Source organism: Actinoplanes sp. NPDC051861 (genome assembly GCF_040681145.1).
In the GTDB taxonomy this organism is placed as follows: Bacteria; Actinomycetota; Actinomycetes; order Mycobacteriales; family Micromonosporaceae; genus Actinoplanes.
The window spans coordinates 226604-250079 of record NZ_JBFAYE010000013.1; the positions used below are offsets into that span (position 1 = coordinate 226604).

Here is a 23476-nt window from a genome sequence, read left to right on the forward strand (position 1 = left end):
CTACCGGACCGTCCGGTCGATTTCCGAACCACAGCGGTCGATCGTTATTTGTCGTTCACAGGGCGCTTTCTTTTCGCTTACTCCGCGCTTTCAGCCCTGCTCGCTCCGTGTTTTTTTCGTCCGCTCACTCCGTTCCCAGAGCGCTCACCGGGCTGACTCGCGCGGCGCGGCGGGCCGGGAGGACACCGGCCAGCGCGGTCAGCGCGACCAGGGCGGCGAAGACCGCGGCCAGCTGCCACACCGGCAGCGTGAAGGGCGCGTTCACCCCGGTGGCACGAAGAGCGAGCCATGCGTACGGGACCCCGAGCGCGAGCCCGAACGCGGCGCCGATCACTCCGTACAGGGCGGACTCGGTGGTGAGCATGGCCCGCAGGCTGCCGCGGGACATCCCGACCGCCCGGAGCAGGCCGGACTCACGGACACGCTCGACGACCGACAGGGCCGTGGTGGCCCCGACGCCGACCACGGCGATCAGCACCGTGAGCCCGACCAGGCCGATCGCGATGGCCAGCAGGACCGTGAGCGCGGTCTTCATCTGATCGCGCTGGTCGGCGAGCACCACGACACCGAACTCGGGCTGGCCCACGATGGTCGTCCGCAGCACCCGCAGCGCCTCGGTGCGGCCCTCCTCGCCGGCGCGGGCGGCGTCGGCCAGCAGCCCGGTCGGTGCCGGTGCGACGCCCAGCGCGGTCAGGTCGGCCGGGTCGAGCACCAGCTGGGTGTGCAGCGGCGCCATGTCGGAGAGCACGCCGATCACCTCGAAGCGCACCTTCTTCGGCCCGATCGCGGCCTCACCGGTGTCGCCGACGGCCAGGTTCGCGTCGTCGGCGAGGAAGCCGGCGATGACCGCCTTGCCGGGCCCGGCGCCCTCGGCGGAACCGGACCGGAAGTCCAGGTCGGCCAGCCGGGGCAGCGCCTTCACGGACAGGTCGGTGGCGCTGAGGTCGGAGAGCGATCCGACGGTGACCGATCCGGTGCGCCGGTACGGCGTCGCGCGGGCCACCTCGGTGCTGCCCTTGGCCCGGTCCACGACCCCGGCCGGCAGCGGCGCGCCCTCGGACGACGACAGCTCGAAGTCGGCCGGCGCGGACGCGGCCAGCTCCCGGTCGCCGAGCACCTGGATCGACGCCCCGCCGACCAGGACACCGGCGATCAGCGTCACGCCCAGTGCGACCACGACGGAGACCGCCGCGGCGCGGCGGGTGCTGCCGCCGACGCCGCCGACGGCGAGCTTGCCGACCGGGCCGAGCCGGCGCAGCGGCCAGCCGGTCACCGCGAGCACCGGGCGGACCAGGGCCGGGCCGAGCGCGATCAGCGCCAGGTAGGCGAACCCGCCGGAGACGACGACGCCGAGCAGCAGCGGCAGCGGGTCGTAGTTCTCCGGGTCGGGGCCGGGCAGGTTCACCTGCACGTACCCGGCGGCGGCCACGGCGGCACCGGTGAGCAGCAGTCCGGTGATCCAGCGCAGCACACCGATGCCGCGCTGGGCCCCGGCGGAAGCGGCGCTGCGCAGCGCCTCGAGCGGGGCGACCCGGGCGGCGGAGACCGCCGGGGCGAGCACGGCCAGGACGGTGATCACGACCGCGAGCAGGACGGTCGCGGCGGCCTTGCCGAGCGGGAAGCCGGGCGAGGCGACCTTCCAGCCGAACGCGCCGGCCAGCAACGGTACGAGATGGCCGGCGGCGAGCGCGCCGAGCACCCCGGTGACGCCGGCGACCAGCCCGGTCAGCACGCCCTCGGCCGCCAGGGCGCGGGACAGCGACGCCTTGCCGGCGCCGACCGCGCGGAGCAGGGCGAGCTGGCGCAGCCGCTGGGCGAAGACGATCCGGAACGTGGAGGCGGCGATCAGCCCGGCCGCGATCACGGCGACCGCGACGAACGTGGCGACCACGGCGAACACCTGGTCGACCTCACCGGCCGCCTCGCGCGCCTCGGAGAGCCGGACGTCGGCCCCCGTGGCCACCTCCGGTGCCTCCGCGCCCTTCGTCAGCTCGGTGAGGCGCTGCTGGATCGCGCCGGCGTCCGCGCCGCTGTCCAGTCGTACGTCGATCTGGCTCAGGAAGTCGGCGCCGGCCAGACCGGTGACCGTGGTGATCGGCGCGTACGCCAGGAAGCCCCAGTCGTCACGGGTGTCCGCGATCCCGGACACCTTCAGCGGGACCCGGCGGCCCTCGCCCATGTCCAGCTCGGCGGTGGAGCCGAGCGCCAGGCCGAGCCGCTCGACGGTGCGCGGCGTCACCACGATCTCGCCGGGTCCCGTGGGGAACCGGCCCTCGCGCATCGTGATGATGCTCAGCGGGCCGGAACCCGGGTCGGACAGCACGGAGAGGTAGTCGTTGCCGAACGGGCCGCCGGACTCGGTCCGGGCCGCGGTCTCGGCGACGCCAGGCAGCGCGCTGATCGCGGCCAGTTGCTTGGTGTTGATGTCACCGTTGCGGACGACCAGGTCGACGGCCTCGGGGGTGCCGCTGAGCCCGTTCAGGATGCTGCGCTCGGTGATCTGCTGGGCGAGCACGGTCGCGTAGACGACGAACGACGCGACGAGGACCGCCAGCCCGGTGAGCAGCAGCCGTGCCGGGCGCCGGGCCACCCCGGCCATCTGGGTGCGCAGAACGGGGTTCACCGGCCGGCCGCCAGGCTCTGCAGGGCGTCGGTGACGGCGGCGATGTCGGGGCTGTGGATCTCCCCGGCGAGGCGGCCGTCGGCGAGCATGACGACGCGGTCGGCGTACGCGGCCGCGCCCGGGTCGTGGGTGACCATGACGATGGTCTGGCCGAGGTCCCGGGCCGAGTCGCGCAGCAGCCCGAGCACCTCCGCGCCGGACCGGGAGTCCAGGTTGCCGGTCGGCTCGTCGGCGAAGATCACCTCGGGGCGGGAGACCAGCGCCCGGGCCAGCGCGACCCGCTGCTGCTGGCCGCCGGAGAGCTCGCTCGGCAGGTGCCCGAGCCGCCCGGCCAGGCCCAGCGTGGTGACCAGCCGGTCGTACAGCTCGGCGTCCGGCCTGCGGCCCGCCAGGTCCAGCGGCAGCGTGATGTTGGCGGCCGCGGTGAGCTGCGGGAGCAGGTTGAACGACTGGAAGACGAAGCCGATGCGCTCCCGGCGCGCCTTGGTCAGGATCCGGTCGTTCTGCCGGGTCAGATCGGTGCCGCCGAGCAGCACCTGACCGGAGGTGGCGGTGTCCAGGCCGGCGAGGCAGTGCATGAGCGTCGACTTTCCCGAGCCGGACGGGCCCATGATGGCGGTGAACCGGCCCCGGTCGAAGCCGACGGTCACCCCGTCCAGAGCGCGTACCGCGGTGTCGCCGGTGCCGTACACCTTCACCAGGTCGACGGCCGCGACCGCCGCCAGGGATGCCTGGTCCGGCCGGCGTGAGGGCTGCGTCTGCATGCGAGCTCCAAGGATGCTGTGAATTGACTTCAGGCATCCTGATCGATCCGTTCGGCTGCCACATCGGCCCGGCGACCGGCTCCGGACGCCGGCGACTCTTACTTTCGGCCGATATGACCCGGCGGTACGCCGCCTACGCTGGGTCACGATGGTGAATCGTGCTCTGATGCGCACCGGCCAGGCAGGGGTGCTCGCGATCCTGGCGCTGATCGGCGTGGTCGACCTGACCGCCGGCATGATCAGCAGCCCGCTCGTGCTGCTCCAGGTCGCCGTGGCGGTCGCGGTGGCCGCTGCCTGGCTGCCGCTGCGCCCGTCGGGCGGCCGGGCGCTGCCACTCGGCGCGATCGCGGTCTCCTCGGTGTCGCTGCTGGTCACCGCGGCGCTGATGCTGTCCGGCCACCCGTACCAGGGGCTGTGGGGCCTGGCCGAGTCGGCGGGCATGCTGGGAATGCTGATCGTGGTGACCCGCAACGCCCGGCCGCGCTGGGCGCTCGCCGCGGTCGGGGTGACGTTCGCGGCAGTCAGCCTGATGCCGCTGCGGACCGGGCACGAGACCGTCTACATCACGTTCTGCCTGGTCCAGGCGCTCGGGGCGACCGGCGCGATCGGCGTCGGATACACCCTGCGGTCGGTGGAGGGCAGCCGGCGGCGCGCCCTGGACGCGGTCCGCGCCGAGCAGCGCGCCGAGTTCGCCCGGGACCTGCACGACTTCATCGCCCACCACGTGACCGGGATCGTGGTGCAGGCGCAGGGCGCCCGGTTCATCGCCGAGCAGGACCCGAAGCGGGCGATGCTGGCGCTGGAGCAGATCGAGCAGGCGGGCGCCGAGACGATGGCGTCGATGCGGCGGATGGTCGGGGTGCTGCGCGACCCGCACTCGCGCCCGGACGCACCGCTCGCGCCGATCGCCGGGGTGCCGGAGTTGCCCGCTCTGATCGAGCAGTTCACCGCGGCGGGCGGGCCACCGGCCCGGCTGCACCTGGAGGGTGCGGCGGAGGGGCTGCCGGTGGAGGTGTCGACGTCGGCGTACCGGGTGGTGATGGAGGCGCTGACCAACGCGCGCCAGCACGCCCCGGGCGCGTCGGCGGTGGACGTGTGGTTGCGCCGTACGCCGAAACTTCTGCAGCTGCGCGTGGCGAACGACGGACCGCCGCCCCGTCCGCCCGCACCACGGGACCGCCCGGGATACGGTCTGGCGGGCCTCACCGAACGCGTCCGGGCGGTCGGCGGCCAGATCTCCGCCGGCCCAGGAGTCGACGGCGGCTGGGTAGTAGACGCCGCCCTCCCCCTTTAAAACTTGCGTGTGGAGTTGAGGTGAGTATGACGGCCGAACTCAACACGCAACGGGGTGAAGACCTTGCGTGTGGAGTTGCGGTCAGTATGAGGGCCGAACTCAACACGCGGAACGCAACGGGTGCAGAGAGCGCTTGCGTGTGGAGTTGGGGTCAGGATGAGGGCCGAAATCCACACGGAATGGGGTTGGGGGGTGGCGGTTGATTCGGGTACTGGTGGCTGATGATCAGGCGATGGTCCGGACCGGGTTCGGCATGATTCTGGGGGCCCAGCCGGACATGGAGGTGGTCGGCGAGGCGGCTGACGGGGTGGAGGCGGTTGCCGCTGCCCGGCGGCTCAAGCCGGACGTGGCGCTGATGGACATCCGGATGCCGAAGATGGACGGGCTCCAGGCGCTGCGGCTGCTCGCCGGGCCGGGGGTGCCCGAGCCGGTCAAGGTGGTCGTGGTGACGACGTTCGATCTCGACGAGTACGTGCACCAGGCGCTGCGCAACGGTGCGGTGGGTTTCCTGCTCAAGGACTCCGGGCCGGCGCTGCTGATCGAGGCGGTCCGGGCGGCCGCCTCCGGGGACGCGCTGATCAGTCCGTCGATCACGGTACGGCTCCTGCAGCACCTGGCTCAGCCGGTGCGGTCCACCGACGACGGCGGTCTGTCGCCGCGGGAGCTGGAGGTGGTGCTGCTGACCGCCCGTGGGCGGACCAACGCGGAGATCGCCGAGGAGTTGTTCATCTCGATCGGGACGGTGAAGACCCACCTGAGCAGCATCCACGCCAAACTCGACACGCGGAACCGGGTGGAGATCGCGGCCTGGGCGTGGGAGCGGCGCCTGATCAGCTGACCGCCGGCGAGAAGTCCGCCGGCGGCCGGGCGATCAGATCAGCCCGCCAGCTGGGCGGAGGTCAGGCGCGCCGCCACCGGCGGCTCGTCCGAGTTGCGGACCTGGGCGATCAGCTCCAGGGCGGCCTTCTTGGCCGGGCCCAGCTTGTCCTTGGCCAGGTACTTGGCGTCGGCGGCCATGCGCGCGCCGCGCGGGACCGGGATCGACGGCTCGTAGCCGAAGCGGGAGAGGCGGTCGCCGAAGGCGGCCTCGCACTTGCGTACCTCGTCGTCGGTGAGCCGGCTGCGCCAGCTCGCCACCCGCTCGGTCGTGGGCGCCTGATGCGTGAGGGTGTGCCAGGTCTTGTACTCCGGGACGGCGACCGAGGCGAGCTTGTTGGGCGCGGTCATCGCCGGGTCGTATTCCTCATCGAGGAAGTCGCAGATGGCCCGCAGGTGCGGCTCCGGGTCGGCGACCAGGTCCTCGTAGCGCACCTGGTGGTACTGGTCGGTGCGGTAGTAGCGCGCGGCGGCCAGCGAGGAGTCGGCCGATTTCGTCCAGTAGTCGATGAGCGTGTCGAACTCGTCCGGTTTCCACGGCGTCTCCTTGAGCGACGCCACGCAGTCCCGGCCGTCCCGCATGATGTTGATGATCTGCGCGTCCGGGAACAGCTTGAGGATCGTGCCGAGGTGCCGCAGGTACAGCGGGCGCTTGTCGCCCCAGCGCGGCTTGCCGAACCGCTCCGCGTACATCTTGAAGACGATCCCGAAGGCGGAACCGAGCGTGGGCGGGCCGGCCACGATCGCCTCGACCGTCGCCTCGCTTTCCAGGCCGAGGTCGCCGAACTGGGACGACTTGACGATGTACTCGCCCAGCGCGCGCCGGTTGCCGGACTCGTTCAGGTCGCCGAAGTCGGCCCTCTGCTGATACGCCGTGAGCAGGAACCGGGTCTCCGGAGGCAGCGCGATCCGCGGATGCGCGTGCAGCATGAGCTGGAGCATCGTCGTGCCGGAGCGGGGGCATCCGACGACGAAGATCGGGCGATCACTCGGCATGGCGACCCCCGTCGATATGGTCCACTGGGCAAGCCCACCCCAGCCGCGTCATGTCGCTCCTCTCCTCGTCTCCGGTGGAATCTTGAAGACTCGGAAAAGATTTCGCAAAAAGTCTGTGGAGCCAAGACGTCCGGGCTGTCGTACGGCTGTGAATATTCTGTCAATCTTCACCGCAAAGGTGAAGAAGCCCGCCGTCCGGATCGGACTGTAACCGATCCGCTACGGCGGGCTGGGACATCATCGGAGAAAGTCCCACATTCAGGCGGCAATCGGCTCCGGCTCCCGGATCCGAGCCGGGCGGGTGGAGAGCCAGCAGCCGGTGGTTACCAGGGCGAAACCGGCAATCGTGGCCGGTCCGATCGGCTCGTTCAGCAGCACCACACCGAGCAGGACCGCGACGACCGGATTGAAATATGTCACCAGCCCGGCGCGGTTGGACCCGGCCAGCCCGATCAGCTTGTAGAAGGCCAGCAGCGCCGCCGCGGTGCAGAGGACGCCGAGGACGCCGAGCGCGGCCCAGGCGTCGGCACCGACCGGCTCGGTGGGCAGGGCCAGGAGGCTGAACGGCAGCAGGACGACGGTGGTGATCGCGGTGGTGCCGAGGGTCAGCGACTCCGGCGGGATGTCGGCGGCCTTGCGCTGCACCAGCATCGTGGCGACGGCGTAGCTGATCGCGGCGAGCAGGACCATGCCGGCGCCGAGCAGGCCGTACCGGTCGCCGGAGACGTCCAGGCCGACCAGGACCACGACGCCGGCGAACCCGGTGACGAGCCCGGCGACACGGATCGGGGTGAGCGGCTCGGTCCGTGACATCAGCAGCGCGATCACGGCGGGCTCGACGGCGATCAGGATGCCGGTCAGCGAGGAGGTGATGTGCTGTTCGCCGTACGTGATGAGCAGGAACGGGCCGACGATGTGCACCATCGCGATCAGGGTGACGACTCGCATCCGGCCGCGCAGCGCACCGAGCGTGCCCCGCATCAGGGCGACCGGGATCAGGACGGCGGCCGCGATGGCGGTGCGGCCGGCCACGACGAGGACCGGCGACATGTCGTCGATCGCGATCTTGATGAGGAAGTACGGGATGCCCCAGAGCACCGAGACGGCGACGAAGAGGAGCCAGGCGAGACGATTCACACTTACAGACTTCCAACGTACGGTAGTAAGCGGTAGTGGTGACTTGCTGATGTGGTGTTAAGGAAATCTGATGATCGACGCGCGTCGCCTGCAGGTGCTCACCGAGGTCTCCCGGCAGGGCAGCTTCAACCGGGCCGCCGCCCAGCTGCGGCTCACCCCGTCCGCGGTCTCGCAGCAGATCAGCGCGCTGGAGCGCACGGTCGGCACCCCGGTGGTCCGGCGCAGCACCCGCGGCGTCGAGCTCACCGAGGCGGGACTGGTCCTCGTGGAGACCGCCGAGGCGATCACCGCGGAGCTGCTCTGCGCGGAACAGGAGATCGCGAAACTCGCGGTCGCGCGGACCGAGCGGCTCACCGTCACGACGTTCACCAGCGGCGGGCAGCGGTTGTTGCCACCGGCGCTGACCCGGTTCGCCGCCGAGCACCCGGGCGTCGAGCTCACGGTGATCGAGAGCGAGCCGGAGGAGAGCCTGCCGATGGTCCGCGCCGGGCAGGCCGACCTGGCGCTGGCCTACCACTTCGACGGGCCGCCGCCGGTGCGGCCGGGCGACCGGTCGGGGCTCACGTGGACGCCGCTGATGGACGACCCGATGTGGATCGTCCTGCCGTCCGGCCACCGGTTCGTCGGCCGCACGTCGCTGACCCTGGCCGAGCTGGCGGCCGAACGCTGGGTGCACGGGTGCCTGTCGGTCGGCGAGATGCTCGGCCACTACGCGGCGATGGCCGGCTATCTGGTACGGACCGCGTGCCGGAGCACGGACTACCAGTTCGCCCAGTCGCTGGTGCGGGCCGGGATCGGCATCAGCCTGATCCCGGAGGTGGCGCTGACCGCCGACTCGACCGGGCTCAGCGCGGCCCGGCTCGAGCCGCCCGGGCCGTGCCGCTTCATCGGGGTGGCCACGGCTCGGCGCCGGCGGCCCAATCCGCTCCTCGACGATCTGATGCGCGTCCTCGACGAGACGGTCCGGGCGCTGCCGGCCACGCCGCTCACAATTTGATCCAGTACCTCCTGGTCAGGCCCATCCGGGTCTCGCGGACGTCCTCCAGGACGCCGCCGCAGCTCTCCGCGGTGCGCGCGGAGGCGACGTTGCTGTCCTTGCAGGTGATCAGCACGCGGTCGATGCCCAGCTCGCGGGCGGTGCCGAGGATCTCGCGGACGGCCCAGGAGGCCAGGCCGCGGCGGCGCTCGGAGGGACGGATGCCGTAGCCGATGTGGCCGCCCTCGTGAAGCAGCATCTCGTTCAGTTCGTGACGCAGCGCGATGGTGCCGAGCACGCGGTCACCCTCGGTGATCCAGCGGTAGGTGCAGTGCACCCAGCCCTCGACCGGCGGAACGGCCGGGTCCTCCTCGCCGCGGAGCCGGCGCACCCACGCCGCGAAGCCCTCCGCCGAGTCGCGGTCGTCGCCGTCGCGGAAGCCGGCGCCGTCCTGATGGACGCCACGGCCCCACTCGTCACGGGCGGCGAGCCAGGCGGTGTGCAAGCGGGTGGTGGGTGCGATCAACTCGGGCATCATTGAATTGTCGGTGCCAGCGCAAGCAGGCGCTGGATCTGCTTCTGCCGCGCCGCGGCCATCTGGTCGGCAAGGCTCTTCGCCGGAGGGTACGCGCCACCCGCGCTCTCCATCCGCATCGTCTCGACACTGTTGTGCAGATTGCCCAGGATGAGCGCCACGGCGGTGCGGTCGAAGTCGGCGCCCCGGGCGGCGTCGAGCGTTGTCAGGTCGTCGGGTTGCAGCGCGTGCAGGTCGCCGTGTCCCGCGTGGACGCCGGTGGAGGGGTCGGCTGCCAGCGGGCGTTCCCAGCCCATCAGCCAGCGCTGCATGGTGCCGGACTCGGTCTGCCACTGCTGCCTGAGCTCGGTCGCGACGGCCTTGAGCTCGGCGTTGGTGGACCTGTCCTGGGCGCGCTGGGCCAGCTGTTCGCCCTCGGTGATCTGCGCCAGGCCCATCTGGAGGAACATGACGTCGGTGTCGTTGAACGCCTCCCGCGTCTCGGGCTCGCCGGATCCGCACCCGGTGAGCAGCGACAGCAGCACGAGGAGGGCCAGGGCGGCCCGGCGCAGAGCCGGGCCGCCCGTTCCTCTTACAGAGCGGACCACAGCGCGGGTACGTTCGGCGGCTCCCACCCGTTGAGGGCGGTGTGCGCCTGCCGGCACTGGTAGGACCGGCCGTTGTAGGTCACGCGGTCGCCGGCCTTGTACGCCGTACCGGCCGCCCACGTCCCGGAGCCCGGGTTGGTCGTGGTGGTCGGGGTCGGCGTGGGCGTGGTCGGCTGCGGCGTGGTGGGCGTCGGCGTCGGGGTGGTCGGCGTCGGGTTCGAGCCGCCGCCGATGTTCAGGTCCACGCAGGAGTAGAACGCGTTGATCGTGTCCGAGATGTTCCAGCGCGCGAGGACCGTCTGCCGGCCGGAGAAGCCCTTCATGTTGACGGTGTGCGACTTGGTCGCACCCGGCTGCGCGCCACCGTCGTTGAAGGACGCCAGCAGGGTGCCGCCGATGAAGTACTCCCACGTCGCGGTCGAGTGCCGGGCCGTGAGGACCCAGTTGAACGTGACGTTCTGGCCGACCGACGCGGCCGGCCAGCCCTTACCGTTGTCGTTGAGCACAGTGAAACGGCTGCCGCCTCCGTTGCACTGTGTCGAGCCCTTGGGCGCCTCGACGCTCTGGGGCTCGTAGACGATGTCGCCGCAGCCCGAGACCGCGCCGCTGGCACAGTTGGCCTGGCGGCTGGGCGGGGACGAGATGTATCCGTGCGCGGACGCCGGGGAGACGGCCACGAACATCGAGCCGGTGACAGCCGCGACGGTCAGCGCGGGGAGGGTGAATCTACGCCTCATGCACTTGCTCCTCGGATCAAGTTGGGGGATGACGTGTTCACCAACGTAAATTAAAGGCTGTTAACAGTAAATAGTGTTAAGGATTCTTTAGGGTCTCCGTGGACGGCTCCGTCGTGTAGGTGACGACGCGTTCCGCCCAGGAGCGGACGAGATCGCGCAGCTCATCCGGCCGGCGGATGGCGAACGGCAGTTCCAGGCCGGCCAGCAGGGCCGGGAACCAGTCCAGCCGTTCGGCTCGCATGTGGACGACGACCCACCCCGGGCGGTCGTCCGGCTCGATGGCGGGGATCGCCGCGATCGCCTTCGGCAGGCGGGCGCGGACCTCCTCGTCGGTGCCCCGGACCGCGACCACGACCTCGTGCCGCCACGGTGCCGTGGCCAGGCTGGTCTGCACCGCGGCGGCCGGCTCGAAGTCGTCCGGAACGGTGAACGCTCCGGAGACGGTCCGGACCTGCTCGATCCGGTCGAGGCGGAAGGTTCGCGTCTCGCCGGAGAGCGAGTCCGGGCCGGTCACGTACCAGCGGCTCCAGCGCGCGACGATGCCGTACGGATGAAGTGTCCGCTCGCTGAGCCGGCCGGTGCGGTCACGGTAGGTGATGAGCGCCGGCCGCCGCAGCCGAGTCGCCTCGGCGAGCTGCAGCATGACCGAGGCCTCGGGTGCCGCGCGGGACGGAGTGGGAATGTCCGCGGTGGCGAAGAGCGCGTCGAGGCGGGCGGCGAGCACCTTCGGCAGCACCCGGCGGACCTTCGCGGCGGCGCTCGCGGCGGCCTCCCCGGAGCGGCCGGTGGTGAGCAGGCCGAGCAGGACGGCGAGCGCCTCCTCGTCGGTGAGCATCAGCGGGGGCATGCGGAAGCCGGGCGCCAGGCGGTAACCGCCGTACCGGCCGCGGACCGCCTCGACCGGCACCTCCAGGTCCAGCAGGTGCTCGGCGTAGCGGCGCACGGTCCGCTCGTCGACACCGAGGCGCCCGGCGAGGGAGGCAGCGGTGTGGACGCCGCCGCTCTGCAGGATCTCCAGCAGGGTGAGCACGCGTGCGGTCGGCCGGGTCATGAGTTGAGATTCTCCGTCATACCGGGCGGAAGTTGTCCGGTATCGCTTCTAGCGTGGCCGTCACCACGAACGAAGTGGCCGTCACCACGAACGAAGTGGCCGTCACCACGAACGAACAGGAGCACTGCCGTGAACCAGGTATCCGTTCGCCTCATCACCGGCGACGTCGCCCACCTCACCGAGTTCTACGAGCGGCTGACCGGCGTCACCGCCCGCCGTTTCACGCCGGACTTCGCCCAGCTCCTGCTGCCGGGCGCGATCCTCGCGATCGGCAGCACCACCACCGTTCCCGGCTCGGCCGCCGAACCGGCCGCCAACCGGAGCGCCCTCGTCGAGTTCCGCGTCGACGACGTGGACGCCGAGTTCGAGCGCCTGAACGAGGTGCTCGACGATGTCGTCGTCGTCCAGGAGCCCACCCTCATGCCGTGGGGCAACCGCTCGCTGCTCCTGCGCGACCCGGACGGCACGCTGATCAACCTGTTCACGCCGGTCAGCGCGGAGGCGATCGCCCGCCAGCCCGCCTGAAGGCGCGGCGACCGCCGCGCGGCAGACGTCAGGAGCGGCGTTCGAGGAAGTCGTAGACGTCACGGTTGTCGACGCCGGGGAAGGTGCCCGGTGGGAGGGCGGCGAGCAGGTGGGAGTGGACGCGGGCGCTCGGCCAGGCGTTGCCGGACCAGCGGGAGACCAGCTCGGCGGGTGGACGGCGGCAGCAGTCGGGGTCGGGGCAGGTGGAGACGGTTCGGCCGGTCACGTCGCCGCCGCGGAACCAGCGGGCGTGTTCGTAGGGGGTGCCCACGGTCACCGAGAAGAGGCCTGAGCTGGTGGCTTCGACGTGGACGGTGCACCAGTACGTGCCCGCGACCGTGTCGGTGAACTGGTAGAAGCTCGAATACGGGTCGTCGGACTCGAAGACTGTTCGGGAGGCCCATTTGCGGCAGACCGGCTGGCCCTCGATGGCGCCGGTGACGTCGGCGGGGAACCGGACGTTGTCGTTTTCGTAGGCCTTGTAGACGATGCCGCTCTCGTGCACCCGGGCGAAATGCACCGGGATGCCGAAGTGGTGGGTGGCCAGGTTCGTGAAGCGGTGGGCGGCGGTCTCGTAGGAGACGCCGAAGGCGTCGCGGAAGTCGTCGATGGCCAGGGCGCGGTCGGCCTTGGCCTCGGTGAGGAACTCGACGGCGAAGTTCTCCGGCATCAGCAGGGCGGCGGCGAAGTAGTTGACCTCGACGCGCTGGCGCAGGAAGTCGCCGTAGTCGGCCGGGTCCTCGTGTCCCAGGACGAAGTGTCCCAGGGTCTGCAGGACGACGCTGCGCGGGTCGTGGCCCTTGCCGCTGGCCACCTGCGGGAGAAAGATTCGCCGATTTTTCAAATCGGTCACGGAGCGCGTGGAGCTGGGCAGGTCGTTGACGTAGTGCAGGGTGAAGCCGATCTGCGCGGCGATGTCCAGGATGCCGCGCTGGGAGAGCGGTCCGGTCGCGTGCCGGACCGACTGCAGCACCCGCGCCGCCGCCTTCTCGATCTCGGGGAAGTAGTTGTCGCGCTCGCGCATCTCCGCGCGGAGCTGCGCGTTTGCCCGCCGGGCCACCTCGGGTGTCGCGCTCTGCTCGGTAAGCAGCCGGTTCAGCTCGCGGTGCAGCCCGATGAGGGATTCGAGCGCGTCGGCCGGCAGGCGCCTTCCGGCGCGCACGGCGGGAAGGCCAAGAGCGGAATAAGCGGGATTCTTCTGAAAGTGGGCCAGCTCGATCTCCAGCCCGGCGCGCCGGCTCGGCGCCTCCGGGCGAAGAAGATCCTGCATGGGTACGCCCAGAGCCTGCGCAATCGACTGGAGAACCGACAGCTTCGGCTCCCGCTTCCCGTTCTCGATGAGCGAGAGCTGCGACGGAGCCCGTCCCACCGCCTCGCTGAGCTGGTCGAGTGTCATGCCCCGGGTCCGGCGGAGATGACGGAGGCGCTGCCCGAGCGTTACGAGGTCCACGGTCGACTCAGAAGGTGAAGCGGTCACGGGTTTCAACCTAGCAGAATTTCTTCACTTCTTCTTCTCACAGATCCCTTCAAAGGGGCTTGCGTGATCCCTGAGAGTGAAGTTCTTCCACACGGAAGAACGCGACAGGGCAGGAAAGGGATTTTTCTGATGACTGAGCTGACCGAAACCAGGGGCGGTACCGCTGCGGACCTCACTCGGGAATGGGCCGGCGACCCCCGCTGGACGGGCATCAAGCGCGACTACACCGCGCAGGATGTCGTGCGGCTGCGGGGAACCCTCCAGGAGCGGCACACGCTGGCCGAGCGTGGTGCGGCCCGGCTGTGGCAGCTGCTGCACTCCGAGGACTACATCAACGCGCTCGGCGCGCTGACCGGCGGCCAGGCGACCCAGATGGTGCGCGCCGGCCTGAAGGCGATCTACCTCTCCGGCTGGCAGGTCGCGGCGGACGCCAACCTCTCCGGCCACACCTACCCGGACCAGTCGCTCTACCCGGCGAACTCGGTGCCCGCGGTGGTCCGGCGGATCAACAACGCGCTGCTGCGCGCCGACCAGATCGACACCGCGGCCGGACGGCACGAGCGCGACTGGTTCGCCCCGATCGTCGCCGACGCGGAGGCCGGCTTCGGTGGCCCGCTGAACGCGTTCGAGCTGATGAAGGGCATGATCGCGGCCGGCGCGGCGGGCGTGCACTGGGAGGACCAGCTGGCCAGCGAGAAGAAGTGCGGCCACCTGGGCGGGAAGGTTCTCATCCCGACTCAGCAGCACATCCGTACGCTCAACGCCGCCCGCCTCGCCGCCGACGTGGCCGGGGTGCCGACGCTGGTGATCGCACGTACCGACGCTCTCGCGGCGGACCTGCTCACCACCGACGTCGACGAGCGCGACCAGCCGTTCCTGACCGGCGAGCGCACCTCCGAGGGCTTCTTCCGGGTGCGCCCGGGTGACGACGCCGCGATCGCCCGCGGTGTGGCGTACGCCGACTACGCCGACCTGCTCTGGGTGGAGACGGGCAAGCCGGACCTGGACTTCGCCCGCAAGTTCGCCGAGGCGGTGCACGCCAAGCACCCGGGCAAGCTGCTCGCGTACAACTGCTCGCCGTCGTTCAACTGGAAGAAGAACCTGGACGACGCCACGATCGCGCAGTTCCAGAAGGAGCTCGGCGCGATGGGCTACAAGTTCCAGTTCGTCACGCTGGCCGGCTTCCACGCTCTGAACCACTCGATGTTCGAGCTGGCCCGCGGGTACGCCGAGACCGGCATGACCGCGTACGTCAAGCTGCAGGAGGCGGAGTTCGCGGCCGAGGCCGACGGCTACACCGCCACCAAGCACCAGGCCGAGGTCGGCACCGGCTACTTCGACGCGGTCTCCACCGCGCTGAACCCGGACTCGTCCACCACCGCCCTCTCGGGCAGCACCGAGGCGGAGCAGTTCTGACATGGGCGGCGAGGAGATCACCATCACGGGCACCACCGCAGGCCGCTACTCCGAGATCCTGACCCCCGAGGCCGTCGCGTTCATCGTGGCGCTCGACCGCGAGTTCGGATCGCGCCGGGTCCAGCTCCTGGAGCGCCGCCGGCGCCGCCGGGCCACCCGGACCACCGACCTGGACTTCCTCGGGTCCACCCAGCACATCCGCGACGACGCGTCCTGGCAGGTCGCTCCGGCCGCGCCCGACCTGATGGACCGGCGCGTCGAGATCACCGGCCCGCCCGAGCGCAAGATGACCATCAACGCGCTCAACTCCGGCGCCAAGGTGTGGATGGCCGACTTCGAGGACGCCACGTCACCCACCTGGGAGAACGTGGTGCTCGGCCAGCTCAACCTGCGGGACGCGCTGGACGGCACACTCGACTTCACGGCCGCTGACGGCAAGCGCTACGAGGTCGGCTCGTCCGTTCCGACGATCATGGTGCGGCCGCGGGGCTGGCACCTGCCGGAGTGTCACCTGCGCATCGGCGGCCGGGCGGTCTCCGCGTCGCTGTTCGACTTCGGCCTCTACCTGTTCCACTGCGGGCAGAAGCAGATCGACCGGGGCAGCGGGCCGTACTTCTACCTGCCGAAGATGGAGTCGCACCTGGAGGCCCGCCTCTGGAACGACGTCTTCGTCTACGCGCAGGAGTACCTCGGCATCCCGCGCGGCACGATCCGGGCCACGGTCCTGATCGAGACGATCAACGCGGCGTTCGAGATGGACGAGATCCTGTACGAGCTGCGCGAGCACTCGGCCGGCCTGAACGCGGGCCGCTGGGACTACCTGTTCAGCATGATCAAGAATCGTCCGGACGCGGTGCTGCCGGAGCGCTCGCAGCTGACGATGACCGCGCCGTTCATGCGGGCGTACACCGAACTGCTGGTCAAGACGTGCCACCGGCGCGGCGCCCACGCGATCGGCGGGATGGCCGCGGTCGTGCCCAGCCGCGACCCGGTCGCCGCCAAGCGGGCCCTCAACCAGGTCCGCCAGGACAAGCGGCGCGAGGTCGGCGACGGCTTCGACGGCTCCTGGGTGGCGCACCCGGCGCTGGTCGAGACGTGCCGTGAGGTGTTCGACCAGTGGCTGGGCGACGAGCCGCACCAGATCGTGCGCAAGCGCGACGACGTGCGGGTCACCGCGACCGACCTGCTCGACCTCAAGGCCGGCGAGGTGTCGGTCAGCGAGGTGGCGCTGCGCAACAACGCCAGCGTGGCCCTGCGCTACATCGCCGCCTGGCTGGGCGGCCGGGGCGCCGTCGCGCTCGGCGGTCTCATGGAGGACGCCGCCACCGCCGAGATCTGCCGCGCGCAGCTCTGGCAGTGGATCTCGGAGGGTACGCCGACCGACTACGGCGTGCCGATCACCGCGACCCTCGTCACCCGGATGCTGCGTGAGGAACTCGACGTCCTCAGCGAGACCGGGGCGCTGGACGAGGAAGCGGCCCGGTGCTTCGGCCAGGCACGGACGCTGCTCGTGGTCCTGCTGACCGAACGGACCTGCCCGGAGTTCCTGACCCTGCCGGCCTACCTTCGGCACCTGTCCGGTGGGGCGTCGGCTCCGGTCATCGATCAGGCTCCTGTCGCGGCCTGAACGGTGAGATGAGGCGGGGCGGCTCGGGGCTGCCCCGCCTCATCGCTGTCTGCTACTTCCGCTCCTGCCACGTGCAGAGGCAGACCCTGTTGCCCTCGGGGTCGGCGAGGACCCAGAAGCTGGGCGACTCGGCGTCGCTGACCAGGCTGCCGCCGGCCTTGATCGCCGCGTCGATCCGGGGCCGCACCTCGGACGGGTCCACCCACAGGTCGGGGTGCCAGCGCTGGCGCGGCTCCTCGTCGCCGGACTCCTGGAACCAGACCGACGGCAGCAGGCCGCCCGGGTCGCTCAGCTCGTCACCGAACTCGCTGCTGCGGTGCTCCAGACCGAGGACCGCCTGCCAGAACGGCAGCACGCGGGAGAAGGCGGGGCTGTCCAGGCCGAGCTCCAGGCGCACGACCCCGGCGGTCTCCGCCGGGACGCCCGCCCGGGTCGCCAGCTCGCTGATCGTGGCCGCCAGCCGCAGGTCGCGAGCGGTCACCTCGCCCACGTCGTGGCTGACCAGCGTCACGTCGAGGTAGGTGTAGCGCAGGTCGAGATCGGGGTGATGGTTCGCCTCCTCGGCCGCCGCGCCGATCGCGTTCACCAGCTCCAGCCCGGCGGCGAAGGTCCCGGTCCGCAGACGGGTCCGCAGCGCGCCCGGCAGATAGACCCAGCCTTTCGGCGCCCGGTCCGCGATCTCCTGTCCACTCAGCTTCGTCATGCCCCCATCCTCACACCGGGGAAGCTCTAGAGTGCGTCGCGTGCTGAACGGAATCGACGACGTCGACTGGTCCTCGCTCGACGGGGCGTACGGCCCGTGTGACGAGGCGCCGGAGATTCTGCGGGCGATCGCCTCGCCCGACCCGGAGGTCGCCGGGGAGGGCCGGTACGACTTCCACTCGAGCATCTGGCATCAGGGCACTGTTTATCCGGTGACCGCCGAGGTGGTGCCGTTCCTGGTCGAGCTGGCGGCGACACCGGGCGTGCATCACCGCGACCATCTGCTGCGCACGCTGGGTGGGCTGTGCGACCCGGCGGAGGCCAACGGGCCGGAACAGCCCATGGTCCGGGCCGCTGTCGCGGTGCACAGCGGGCCACTGCTGCCGCTGCTGGGCGATCCCGACGCTTCGGTACGGGCGTGTGCCGCCTACGCGCTCGCCTGGAGCGGGCCGCACACCCTCGACGCGCTGCGGGACCGGTGGGCCGCCGAGACCGACCCGAGGGTGCGCGCGTCGATCCTGCTCGGCCTGGCGCTGCTGGGTGACACGCCGGTGGCCGGCGATCCGGCGCCGGAGGTCCGGGCCGCTGCCGCGCTGACGGCCGTCCGGGCCGGGCGGCGGCTGCCGGTGGAGGACCTGGAGGCGGTCATCCACGCCGACGACGAGGACAGCCCGTGGCGGGCCCGCGAGTCGGCGTTCGGCGAGGTGTTCCTCGGCGTCGACGAGGCCACCGCGCGGGATCTCGCCGAGCGCGTCATCCGGTCCGGTGTGCCGGCGGTCCGCAAGGAGCTCGCCGGGATGATCCGGCAGCGGTTCCTGCGGTCGCGTTCAGCGCCGGGAGATCTGCTCCCGCTGGCCCGGGAGCTGCTGGCTGACTCGTCGCCGCGGGTGCGCCTCTCCGCCGCCTATGCCGTGTCGGCGGCCGGTGAGGCGTCCTCCTCGGTTGCCGGCGCGGTGCTCACCGCCTCGCGCGACGAGGACCGGGAGGTGGCGCGGACCGCCCTGTCCGTGCTGATCCGTCTCGGACATCCGGGTTACCGGGAGGCGGTGCTCGCCGGTCACCAGCTCACGCTGCCGCGCGGTGCCGAGCCGCCGCCGTTCGACCCCGAGGTGCTGGAACTGATCCGCCGGGAGTTGGGGCGGCCCGGGGCCGGCTCGGCTTACGCGGCCGCCGCTGACCCTCGTGACGATCTCCTGACGATCCTGGCCGGGTGGGGTCCCTCGGCGGGCGGCGCGGTTCCGGAGATCGTCGCGCTGTTGCCCGAGATGCCGGTGCCCGCGGCCGGCGCTCTGGTGGCCGTCGGTGCGGGCGCTCTTCCGGCCCTTCCCGCGCTCGCCGAGCTGGCCGCCCGGGGCGACGTCCGGGCCGGGCACGCTGTTTTGCGGCTGACCGGTGACAGCGGCCCGCTCGTCGCGGCGGCTGCGACGGCGCTGGCGGAGAAACCCCGGTATTTCGCCCACGATCTCGGGTTGATCGCTGACGCCGGACCGGCTGCGGCGGTGCTGCTGCCCGCGCTGCGGCCCTGGCTGACGACCGAGACTGATCCGCGGCACGAGCGCCGGTACGAGCAGGTCGCGGCGGCCCGCCTGGCCTGGCGCGCGACCGGTGACGCCGAGCTCGCCAGGCCGGTGGTGGGCGCGGTCGTCCGGGCCGGGTTCGCGCCGGCCGGCACGGCGGCGGCGCTGCTGGCGGAGCTGGGCGGTGGCGAGGAGCTGCGGCCCTCACTGGAGAAGCTGCTGCGGGCGGAGCTGCACGCCCGGCCCGGTGCCGCCCGCGCCCTGCACGGCCTGGGTGTCGACGCGGACGAGCTGGCCGAGCCGCTCGTGGCGGTGGTGGCGTCCGGTGCGGGCGCCACCTGGGATGCTCTGGACGCTCTTGTGTCCGTCGGGGCCACCGCCGCGGTGCCCGCTCTGACGGCGCTGACCGAGAAGGACGAGCGCGTGGGCGACGACCCCTGGGCCGACGACCGCCTGCGCCGCCGGATTCGAGCAGCGACAGAACGCCTTATCCAGCGATAAATCGGGTATGCCGGAGGGATGGCGCCGTCGGGCGAAAGCCCGGATCATGCTCGGGTGACATCGACCTGGGCAGCCCGATGGTTCCTCGTCCTCGCGGCCCTCTACGTCTTCGGCGGCGACGTCCTGCCCTTCGGCGCGACGCTGACGTCTGCCGCCCTCCTGGCATACGCCCTGGCCGGTGACGCGCCGGCCACCGGGGCCGGCCGGCTGCTGACCGGCGGGCTGGCCACGGGGACGGCCGCCGCCGCGATCTGGGACACCGCACCCAACGGCGCCGAGGGCCACGCACTCGCCGCGGAGTTCCTGGCCACCGCCGCGGCAGCCCTGCTCGCGACCTCGGTGCTCATCCGGGCCCGGCGGCCGCGGATCGCCATGCTGCCGGCGGCCCTCTTTGCCGTCGCCGTCCTGGTCCTGGCCGGGAACCTGATGCTGGACATGCCGTCGGACCCGTGGATCATCGCGCCCGACCCCCTCGACCGCGCGATCGCGCTCTCCCTGCCCGCCCTCGCCCTGATCCTGCTCGGCTTCGCCATCAACGCCGGCCTCCTCACCCGCCCGCTGCGCCTCGCCGCGACGGCGCTGGCACCGGTTCTGCTCGCGGCCGCCGGCCTGCTGTTCCTCGTCGAGGAGAACGATCTGGTGTCGAGCCGATGGGTGACCAACCCGGGCGAGGGGGCGAACCAGGTGATCCTCGTCCAGGTGGCCGCCGCACCGGCACCCCCGGCGACCCCGCGGCCCGTCGACCCCGCACCGGCGCTCAGCCTGACCGTGCTCCTGCTCGGCCTGGCCACCCTGACCGCCCAGACGCTGCCCGGTCCCACATCGCGGCATCTCCTTTAATCCTATCGGCTCGATGGATAATGTCGGCGGGGCATTCATCGATCCACTGGAGACATCGTGAACAACCGTGGGACCACCCGGCGCGGCGTGTTCGGCGCGCTCGCCGGGGCCGCCGCCGCGACCGCCATCCCCGCCGAGGCCGAAGCCTCGGCCACCGAACGGCCCTTTCAGGCGAAACCGGGACAGTCGAAGCGGCCGAACATCCTGTTCATCCTCGCCGACGACCTCGGCTGGGCCGACCTCAGCAGCTACGGCTCGCCGAACATCCGCACGCCCCACCTGGACCGGCTGGCCCGCGACGGCGTGCGGTTCACCAACGGCTACTCCTCCGGCGCGGTCTGCTCACCCACCCGGGTCGCGTTCTACACCGGTCGCTACCCGGGCCGCACCCCCGGCGGCCTGCCCGAGCCGATCGGCGCCGCCAACGACCGCGACGGCATCCCGTCCACGCACCCCACGCTCGCCTCGCTGCTGAAGAAGGCCGGGTACGCCACCGCACTGATCGGCAAGTGGCACGGTGGCTTCCTGCCGCACTTCAGCCCGCTGCGGGCCGGCTGGGACGAGTTCTTCGGCAACTACTCCGGTGGCGTCGACTACTACTCCAAGTACAGCCACACCGGGAAGTACGACCTGTACGAGGGCGAGACCCCGGTCGAGAACGACGGGCGGTACTACACCGACGTCATCGCCGAGAGGGCCGAGGCGTTCGTGCGCCGCGGGCACGACCGGCCGTGGCTGCTCAACCTGAACTTCACCAGCCCGCACTGGCCGTGGGAGGCGCCCGGCGACCGCGCGGTCAGCGACGAGATCACCGCGAAGATCAAGGCCGGCAACGCGCAGGCGATCTTCCACAACGACGGCGGCTCGCTGGAGACGTACCGGAGGATGGTGGAGAACCTGGACCGGCGCATCGGCCAGGTGCTCACCGCGCTGCGGCAGACCGGCCAGGACCGCGACACCGTGGTGGTCTTCCAGAGTGACAACGGTGGGGAGCGGTTCTCGTGCAACTGGCCGCTCACCGGCAACAAGGCCAGCCTCAGCGAGGGCGGGATCCGGGTGCCGACGATCCTGCGCTGGCCGGCCCGGGTACGCGGCGGCCAGGTCAGCCACGAGCCGGTGGTCACCCACGACTGGACGGCGACGCTCCTGGAGATCGCCGGGGCGAGCCCGGACCCGGCGTACCCGCTCGACGGCACCAGCCTGGCCGGTTACCTGCTGCGCGGCGCGGAGGTGCCGGAGCGGGACATCTTCTGGCGTACCCGTGCCAACCGCGCCCTGCGCCGGGGCAGATGGAAGTACCTGCGGCTGAGCACGACCGACGCGCTCTACGACGTCGAGGCCGACCCGCGCGAGCAGGCCAACCTCGCCGCCAAGCACCCCGAGCTGGTCGCCGAACTGCGCGCCAGCTGGGAGGAGATCGACGCCCCGCAGTTGCGTTACAGCTGAGCCAGCCAGGCCACCGCCGTCTTCTCGAAGGCGGTGGTGGCCGTGGTCAGGCGGGCCACGAGGTCGTCGCAGGTCGCGCGGGCCTGCGCGACCACCTCGGCCGGATAGCCGTAGAGCACCCGGTGCTCGTCGAACTCGTCCTCGTCGAGCACGCGTACCGAGCCGTCGCGCAGGCGCACGACGTCCAGGTCGAGGTCGACGGCGTGGATCACGTCGCCGTCGACCTCCGGCCGGGTCGTCACGTCGATGTAGACGGCGATGTCGGTCTCCGCCGCCACGTCGTTGAAGGCCGCGATCCAGCAGCCGTGTGCCGGGATCAGCTGGACGAAGTCGTGCGGCTGGGTGACCGGCTCCTCGTACCCCCGGCGGAGGGTGATGCCCTTGCGGCCGCCGAACCACTCGCCGTGCTCGTCGGAGCCGAGCGGCTCCATCGGATAGACCCAGTGCAGTTTTCCGCCCCATTTCGTGAACCGCATCTGTGAAGTCATCCGGCCGACGCTACCGGCGTGGTCACCCCCGCGCGATCCAATACCGCGCGGGACATCACGTACAGGCAGATGCCGCCGTTGACGAACGCCGCGACCACGTCGCTCGGGTGGTGCATGCCCCGGTACATCCGGGCGAACGCCACGCCCACCGGCACCAGGATCAGCATCCAGCAGAGCGCCTTGAGCCACGTCTGCCGGGCCATCGCGGCGAGCACCACCGCCAGCCCGATGTAGAGGGCGACCGCCGCCGACGTGTGCCCGGACGGGAAGCTGGAGGTGGGCGGTGAGGCGTCCATCCGCTCGACAGCGGGCCGGGGCCGGTCGATCGCCTTGGTCGTGAAGAAGAAGACCAGCGCCTGGGCCGTCACCGCGCACGCCAGGAAGATCGCCTCCCGGCGGCGGCGCAGCAGCCAGAGGATCACCGCGGCCACCGCCGTGGCGGCCACGATGCGCGGTGTGTCGGCGATGCCGCTGACCAGGTGGGAGATGTCGCTGAGAGTCTCGGTGCGGTCTCCGGCGAGCTCGCGGTTCAGGCCGTCCTCGACGGTCAGCGGCCAGAGGTGCTCGGCCGTCCCGGTGAGCAGGAGACCGAGCCCGATCATGAAGAGCAGCAGCGCGGCGATCGGCAGGATCACCCGCTTGAGGACCTGCCCGGCAGTGATGAGCATTGCCGCTCTCTACCCAAGCGGGCGCTCGGGAACACGTCTCCGTTCGATGATCTGGCGGGCGAGCACGGCCAGCGCGACACCGAGCAGCAGGCCGCCCACCACGTCGCTGGTCCAGTGCACGCCGAGCAGCACCCGGCTGAACGCGGTGACCAGCGGAATCCCCACCGCGGCCGGCCACAGCGCGACACGGGCCCACCGACCGGCCATCGGGAGCAGGATCATCAGGAAGACGGCCGCGCCGAGAGCGTTGGTCAGCGCGTGGCCGGAGGGAAAGGCATAGCCGGCGGCCTGCGCCACCGGATCGAGCAGGTCCGGGCGGTGCCTCCCGAAGAGCAGTTTGAGGAGTACGCCCAAAAGCGCACCAGCCGTCATGGCCACCACCACGAACACCGCCTGTGCCCGCTCGCGCCGCCGCCACAGCCAGACTGCCAGCACCGCCGCCGCCACCCGCCACGTCGTCGGGTGGAAGGCGAGACTCCACCAGTCCATCACCCCGACCCAGCCGGGATGGGCGAGCGCGAACTCGTTCAGCCGGTGCGTGACCGTCTCGTCGAGGTCGTGCAGCGGTCCCCAGCGGCCCGCGACCAGAGCCGCGATCAGGGCGAAGGGCACCAGGAGCAGCGGTATCGCGACAACGGCCGCTGTCGCGCGTACCTCTGTGGTGGTTGTTGTCTCCCTTGATGGCCGCATGGC

General features: G+C 71.4%; 22 protein-coding genes. 9 read left to right on the plus strand and 13 right to left on the minus strand.

Features of this window, described 5'->3' with window-relative positions:
• Window positions 1-124 precede the first annotated feature (124 nt).
• A complete protein-coding gene (locus AB0M02_RS29705; protein ID WP_364232633.1) occupies window positions 125-2623 on the minus strand; it encodes an ABC transporter permease in 2499 nt (832 codons plus the stop codon).
• Entirely contained in the window at window positions 2620-3387 is a 768-nt protein-coding gene (locus tag AB0M02_RS29710; protein ID WP_364232636.1) for an ABC transporter ATP-binding protein, read from the minus strand. Before AB0M02_RS29710 ends, AB0M02_RS29705 begins: the two co-directional genes overlap by 4 nt.
• A 148-nt stretch (window positions 3388-3535) precedes the next feature.
• On the opposite strand from AB0M02_RS29710, the gene AB0M02_RS29715 reads away from it, so the two are divergent.
• On the plus strand, window positions 3536-4681 hold the full coding sequence (locus tag AB0M02_RS29715) for a histidine kinase (protein WP_364232639.1): 1146 nt from the start codon (window positions 3536-3538) through the stop codon (window positions 4679-4681).
• Between the two features lie 199 nt (window positions 4682-4880).
• The gene (locus tag AB0M02_RS29720) at window positions 4881-5519 is read left to right on the plus strand and encodes a response regulator transcription factor (protein WP_364232641.1); all 639 of its coding nucleotides are present in this window, start codon (window positions 4881-4883) and stop codon (window positions 5517-5519) included.
• Window positions 5520-5557: 38 nt separating this feature from the next.
• On the opposite strand, the gene AB0M02_RS29725 is transcribed toward AB0M02_RS29720, so the two are convergent.
• Both AB0M02_RS29725 and AB0M02_RS29730 read right to left on the minus strand, forming a co-directional pair.
• Window positions 5558-6553, minus strand: coding sequence for a sulfotransferase (locus tag AB0M02_RS29725; RefSeq protein WP_364232644.1), 996 nt, complete (start codon window positions 6551-6553; stop codon window positions 5558-5560).
• Window positions 6554-6811: 258 nt separating this feature from the next.
• On the minus strand, window positions 6812-7690 hold the full coding sequence (locus AB0M02_RS29730; protein ID WP_364232646.1) for a DMT family transporter: 879 nt from the start codon (window positions 7688-7690) through the stop codon (window positions 6812-6814).
• Between the two features lie 70 nt (window positions 7691-7760).
• Here AB0M02_RS29730 and AB0M02_RS29735 point away from each other — a divergent pair, with 70 nt between their 5' ends.
• The gene (locus tag AB0M02_RS29735) at window positions 7761-8687 is read left to right on the plus strand and encodes a LysR substrate-binding domain-containing protein (protein WP_364232648.1); all 927 of its coding nucleotides are present in this window, start codon (window positions 7761-7763) and stop codon (window positions 8685-8687) included.
• Here the strand turns inward: AB0M02_RS29735 and AB0M02_RS29740 are convergent.
• The 4 genes from AB0M02_RS29740 to AB0M02_RS29755 form a co-directional block, all read right to left on the minus strand.
• Window positions 8677-9201 (minus strand): GNAT family N-acetyltransferase, encoded by a 525-nt coding sequence (locus AB0M02_RS29740; RefSeq protein WP_364232651.1) that lies wholly within the window; start codon window positions 9199-9201, stop codon window positions 8677-8679. The two genes, AB0M02_RS29735 and AB0M02_RS29740, sit on opposite strands and share 11 nt — an antisense overlap.
• Window positions 9201-9788 carry a DUF305 domain-containing protein gene (locus AB0M02_RS29745; protein ID WP_364232652.1) on the minus strand — a complete coding sequence of 196 codons (588 nt, stop codon included), beginning with the start codon at window positions 9786-9788 and terminating at the stop codon, window positions 9201-9203. The genes AB0M02_RS29740 and AB0M02_RS29745 overlap by 1 nt, the downstream gene beginning before the upstream one ends.
• Entirely contained in the window at window positions 9773-10525 is a 753-nt protein-coding gene (locus AB0M02_RS29750; protein WP_364232654.1) for a lytic polysaccharide monooxygenase, read from the minus strand. Before AB0M02_RS29750 ends, AB0M02_RS29745 begins: the two co-directional genes overlap by 16 nt.
• Before the next feature lie 76 nt (window positions 10526-10601).
• Window positions 10602-11576, minus strand: coding sequence for a YafY family protein (locus AB0M02_RS29755; protein ID WP_364232655.1), 975 nt, complete (start codon window positions 11574-11576; stop codon window positions 10602-10604).
• Between the two features lie 129 nt (window positions 11577-11705).
• On the opposite strand from AB0M02_RS29755, the gene AB0M02_RS29760 reads away from it, so the two are divergent.
• Window positions 11706-12101, plus strand: coding sequence for a VOC family protein (locus tag AB0M02_RS29760; protein WP_364232658.1), 396 nt, complete (start codon window positions 11706-11708; stop codon window positions 12099-12101).
• A 28-nt stretch (window positions 12102-12129) separates the two neighbouring features.
• On the opposite strand, the gene AB0M02_RS29765 is transcribed toward AB0M02_RS29760, so the two are convergent.
• Window positions 12130-13578 carry a helix-turn-helix domain-containing protein gene (locus tag AB0M02_RS29765; protein ID WP_364232660.1) on the minus strand — a complete coding sequence of 483 codons (1449 nt, stop codon included), beginning with the start codon at window positions 13576-13578 and terminating at the stop codon, window positions 12130-12132.
• Window positions 13579-13707: 129 nt separating this feature from the next.
• Between AB0M02_RS29765 and aceA the strand changes: the two genes are divergently transcribed.
• Both aceA and aceB read left to right on the plus strand, forming a co-directional pair.
• On the plus strand, window positions 13708-14994 hold the full coding sequence (aceA, locus tag AB0M02_RS29770; RefSeq protein WP_364232662.1) for an isocitrate lyase: 1287 nt from the start codon (window positions 13708-13710) through the stop codon (window positions 14992-14994).
• 1 nt (window position 14995) lies between these two features.
• Window positions 14996-16621, plus strand: a complete 1626-nt coding sequence (gene aceB / locus AB0M02_RS29775; RefSeq protein WP_364232664.1) for a malate synthase A — start codon at window positions 14996-14998, stop codon at window positions 16619-16621.
• A gap of 52 nt (window positions 16622-16673) precedes the next feature.
• On the opposite strand, the gene AB0M02_RS29780 is transcribed toward aceB, so the two are convergent.
• Window positions 16674-17324 carry a 4a-hydroxytetrahydrobiopterin dehydratase gene (locus AB0M02_RS29780; protein ID WP_364232666.1) on the minus strand — a complete coding sequence of 217 codons (651 nt, stop codon included), beginning with the start codon at window positions 17322-17324 and terminating at the stop codon, window positions 16674-16676.
• A gap of 40 nt (window positions 17325-17364) precedes the next feature.
• On the opposite strand from AB0M02_RS29780, the gene AB0M02_RS29785 reads away from it, so the two are divergent.
• From AB0M02_RS29785 to AB0M02_RS29795, 3 genes are read left to right on the plus strand one after another with little or no spacing between them, the layout of a single operon-like run.
• Window positions 17365-19341, plus strand: a complete 1977-nt coding sequence (locus AB0M02_RS29785; protein ID WP_364232668.1) for a HEAT repeat domain-containing protein — start codon at window positions 17365-17367, stop codon at window positions 19339-19341.
• Between the two features lie 54 nt (window positions 19342-19395).
• The gene (locus tag AB0M02_RS29790) at window positions 19396-20181 is read left to right on the plus strand and encodes a hypothetical protein (RefSeq protein WP_364232670.1); all 786 of its coding nucleotides are present in this window, start codon (window positions 19396-19398) and stop codon (window positions 20179-20181) included.
• 57 nt (window positions 20182-20238) lie between these two features.
• Window positions 20239-21627 (plus strand): sulfatase-like hydrolase/transferase, encoded by a 1389-nt coding sequence (locus AB0M02_RS29795; protein WP_364232673.1) that lies wholly within the window; start codon window positions 20239-20241, stop codon window positions 21625-21627.
• Here the strand turns inward: AB0M02_RS29795 and AB0M02_RS29800 are convergent.
• Genes AB0M02_RS29800 through AB0M02_RS29810 form a run of 3 tightly spaced genes read right to left on the minus strand, consistent with a single transcriptional unit; the run spans window position 21618 to window position 23473 of the window.
• Complete coding sequence (locus tag AB0M02_RS29800; RefSeq protein WP_364232675.1) at window positions 21618-22115, minus strand: DUF402 domain-containing protein; 498 nt, start codon at window positions 22113-22115, stop codon at window positions 21618-21620. The genes AB0M02_RS29795 and AB0M02_RS29800 overlap by 10 nt on opposite strands.
• Window positions 22112-22783, minus strand: a complete 672-nt coding sequence (locus tag AB0M02_RS29805) for a phosphatase PAP2 family protein (RefSeq protein ID WP_364232678.1) — start codon at window positions 22781-22783, stop codon at window positions 22112-22114. Before AB0M02_RS29805 ends, AB0M02_RS29800 begins: the two co-directional genes overlap by 4 nt.
• Before the next feature lie 9 nt (window positions 22784-22792).
• Window positions 22793-23473: a phosphatase PAP2 family protein gene (locus AB0M02_RS29810; protein WP_364232680.1), complete on the minus strand. Its 681-nt coding sequence runs from the start codon at window positions 23471-23473 to the stop codon at window positions 22793-22795.
• Window positions 23474-23476 lie beyond the last annotated feature (3 nt).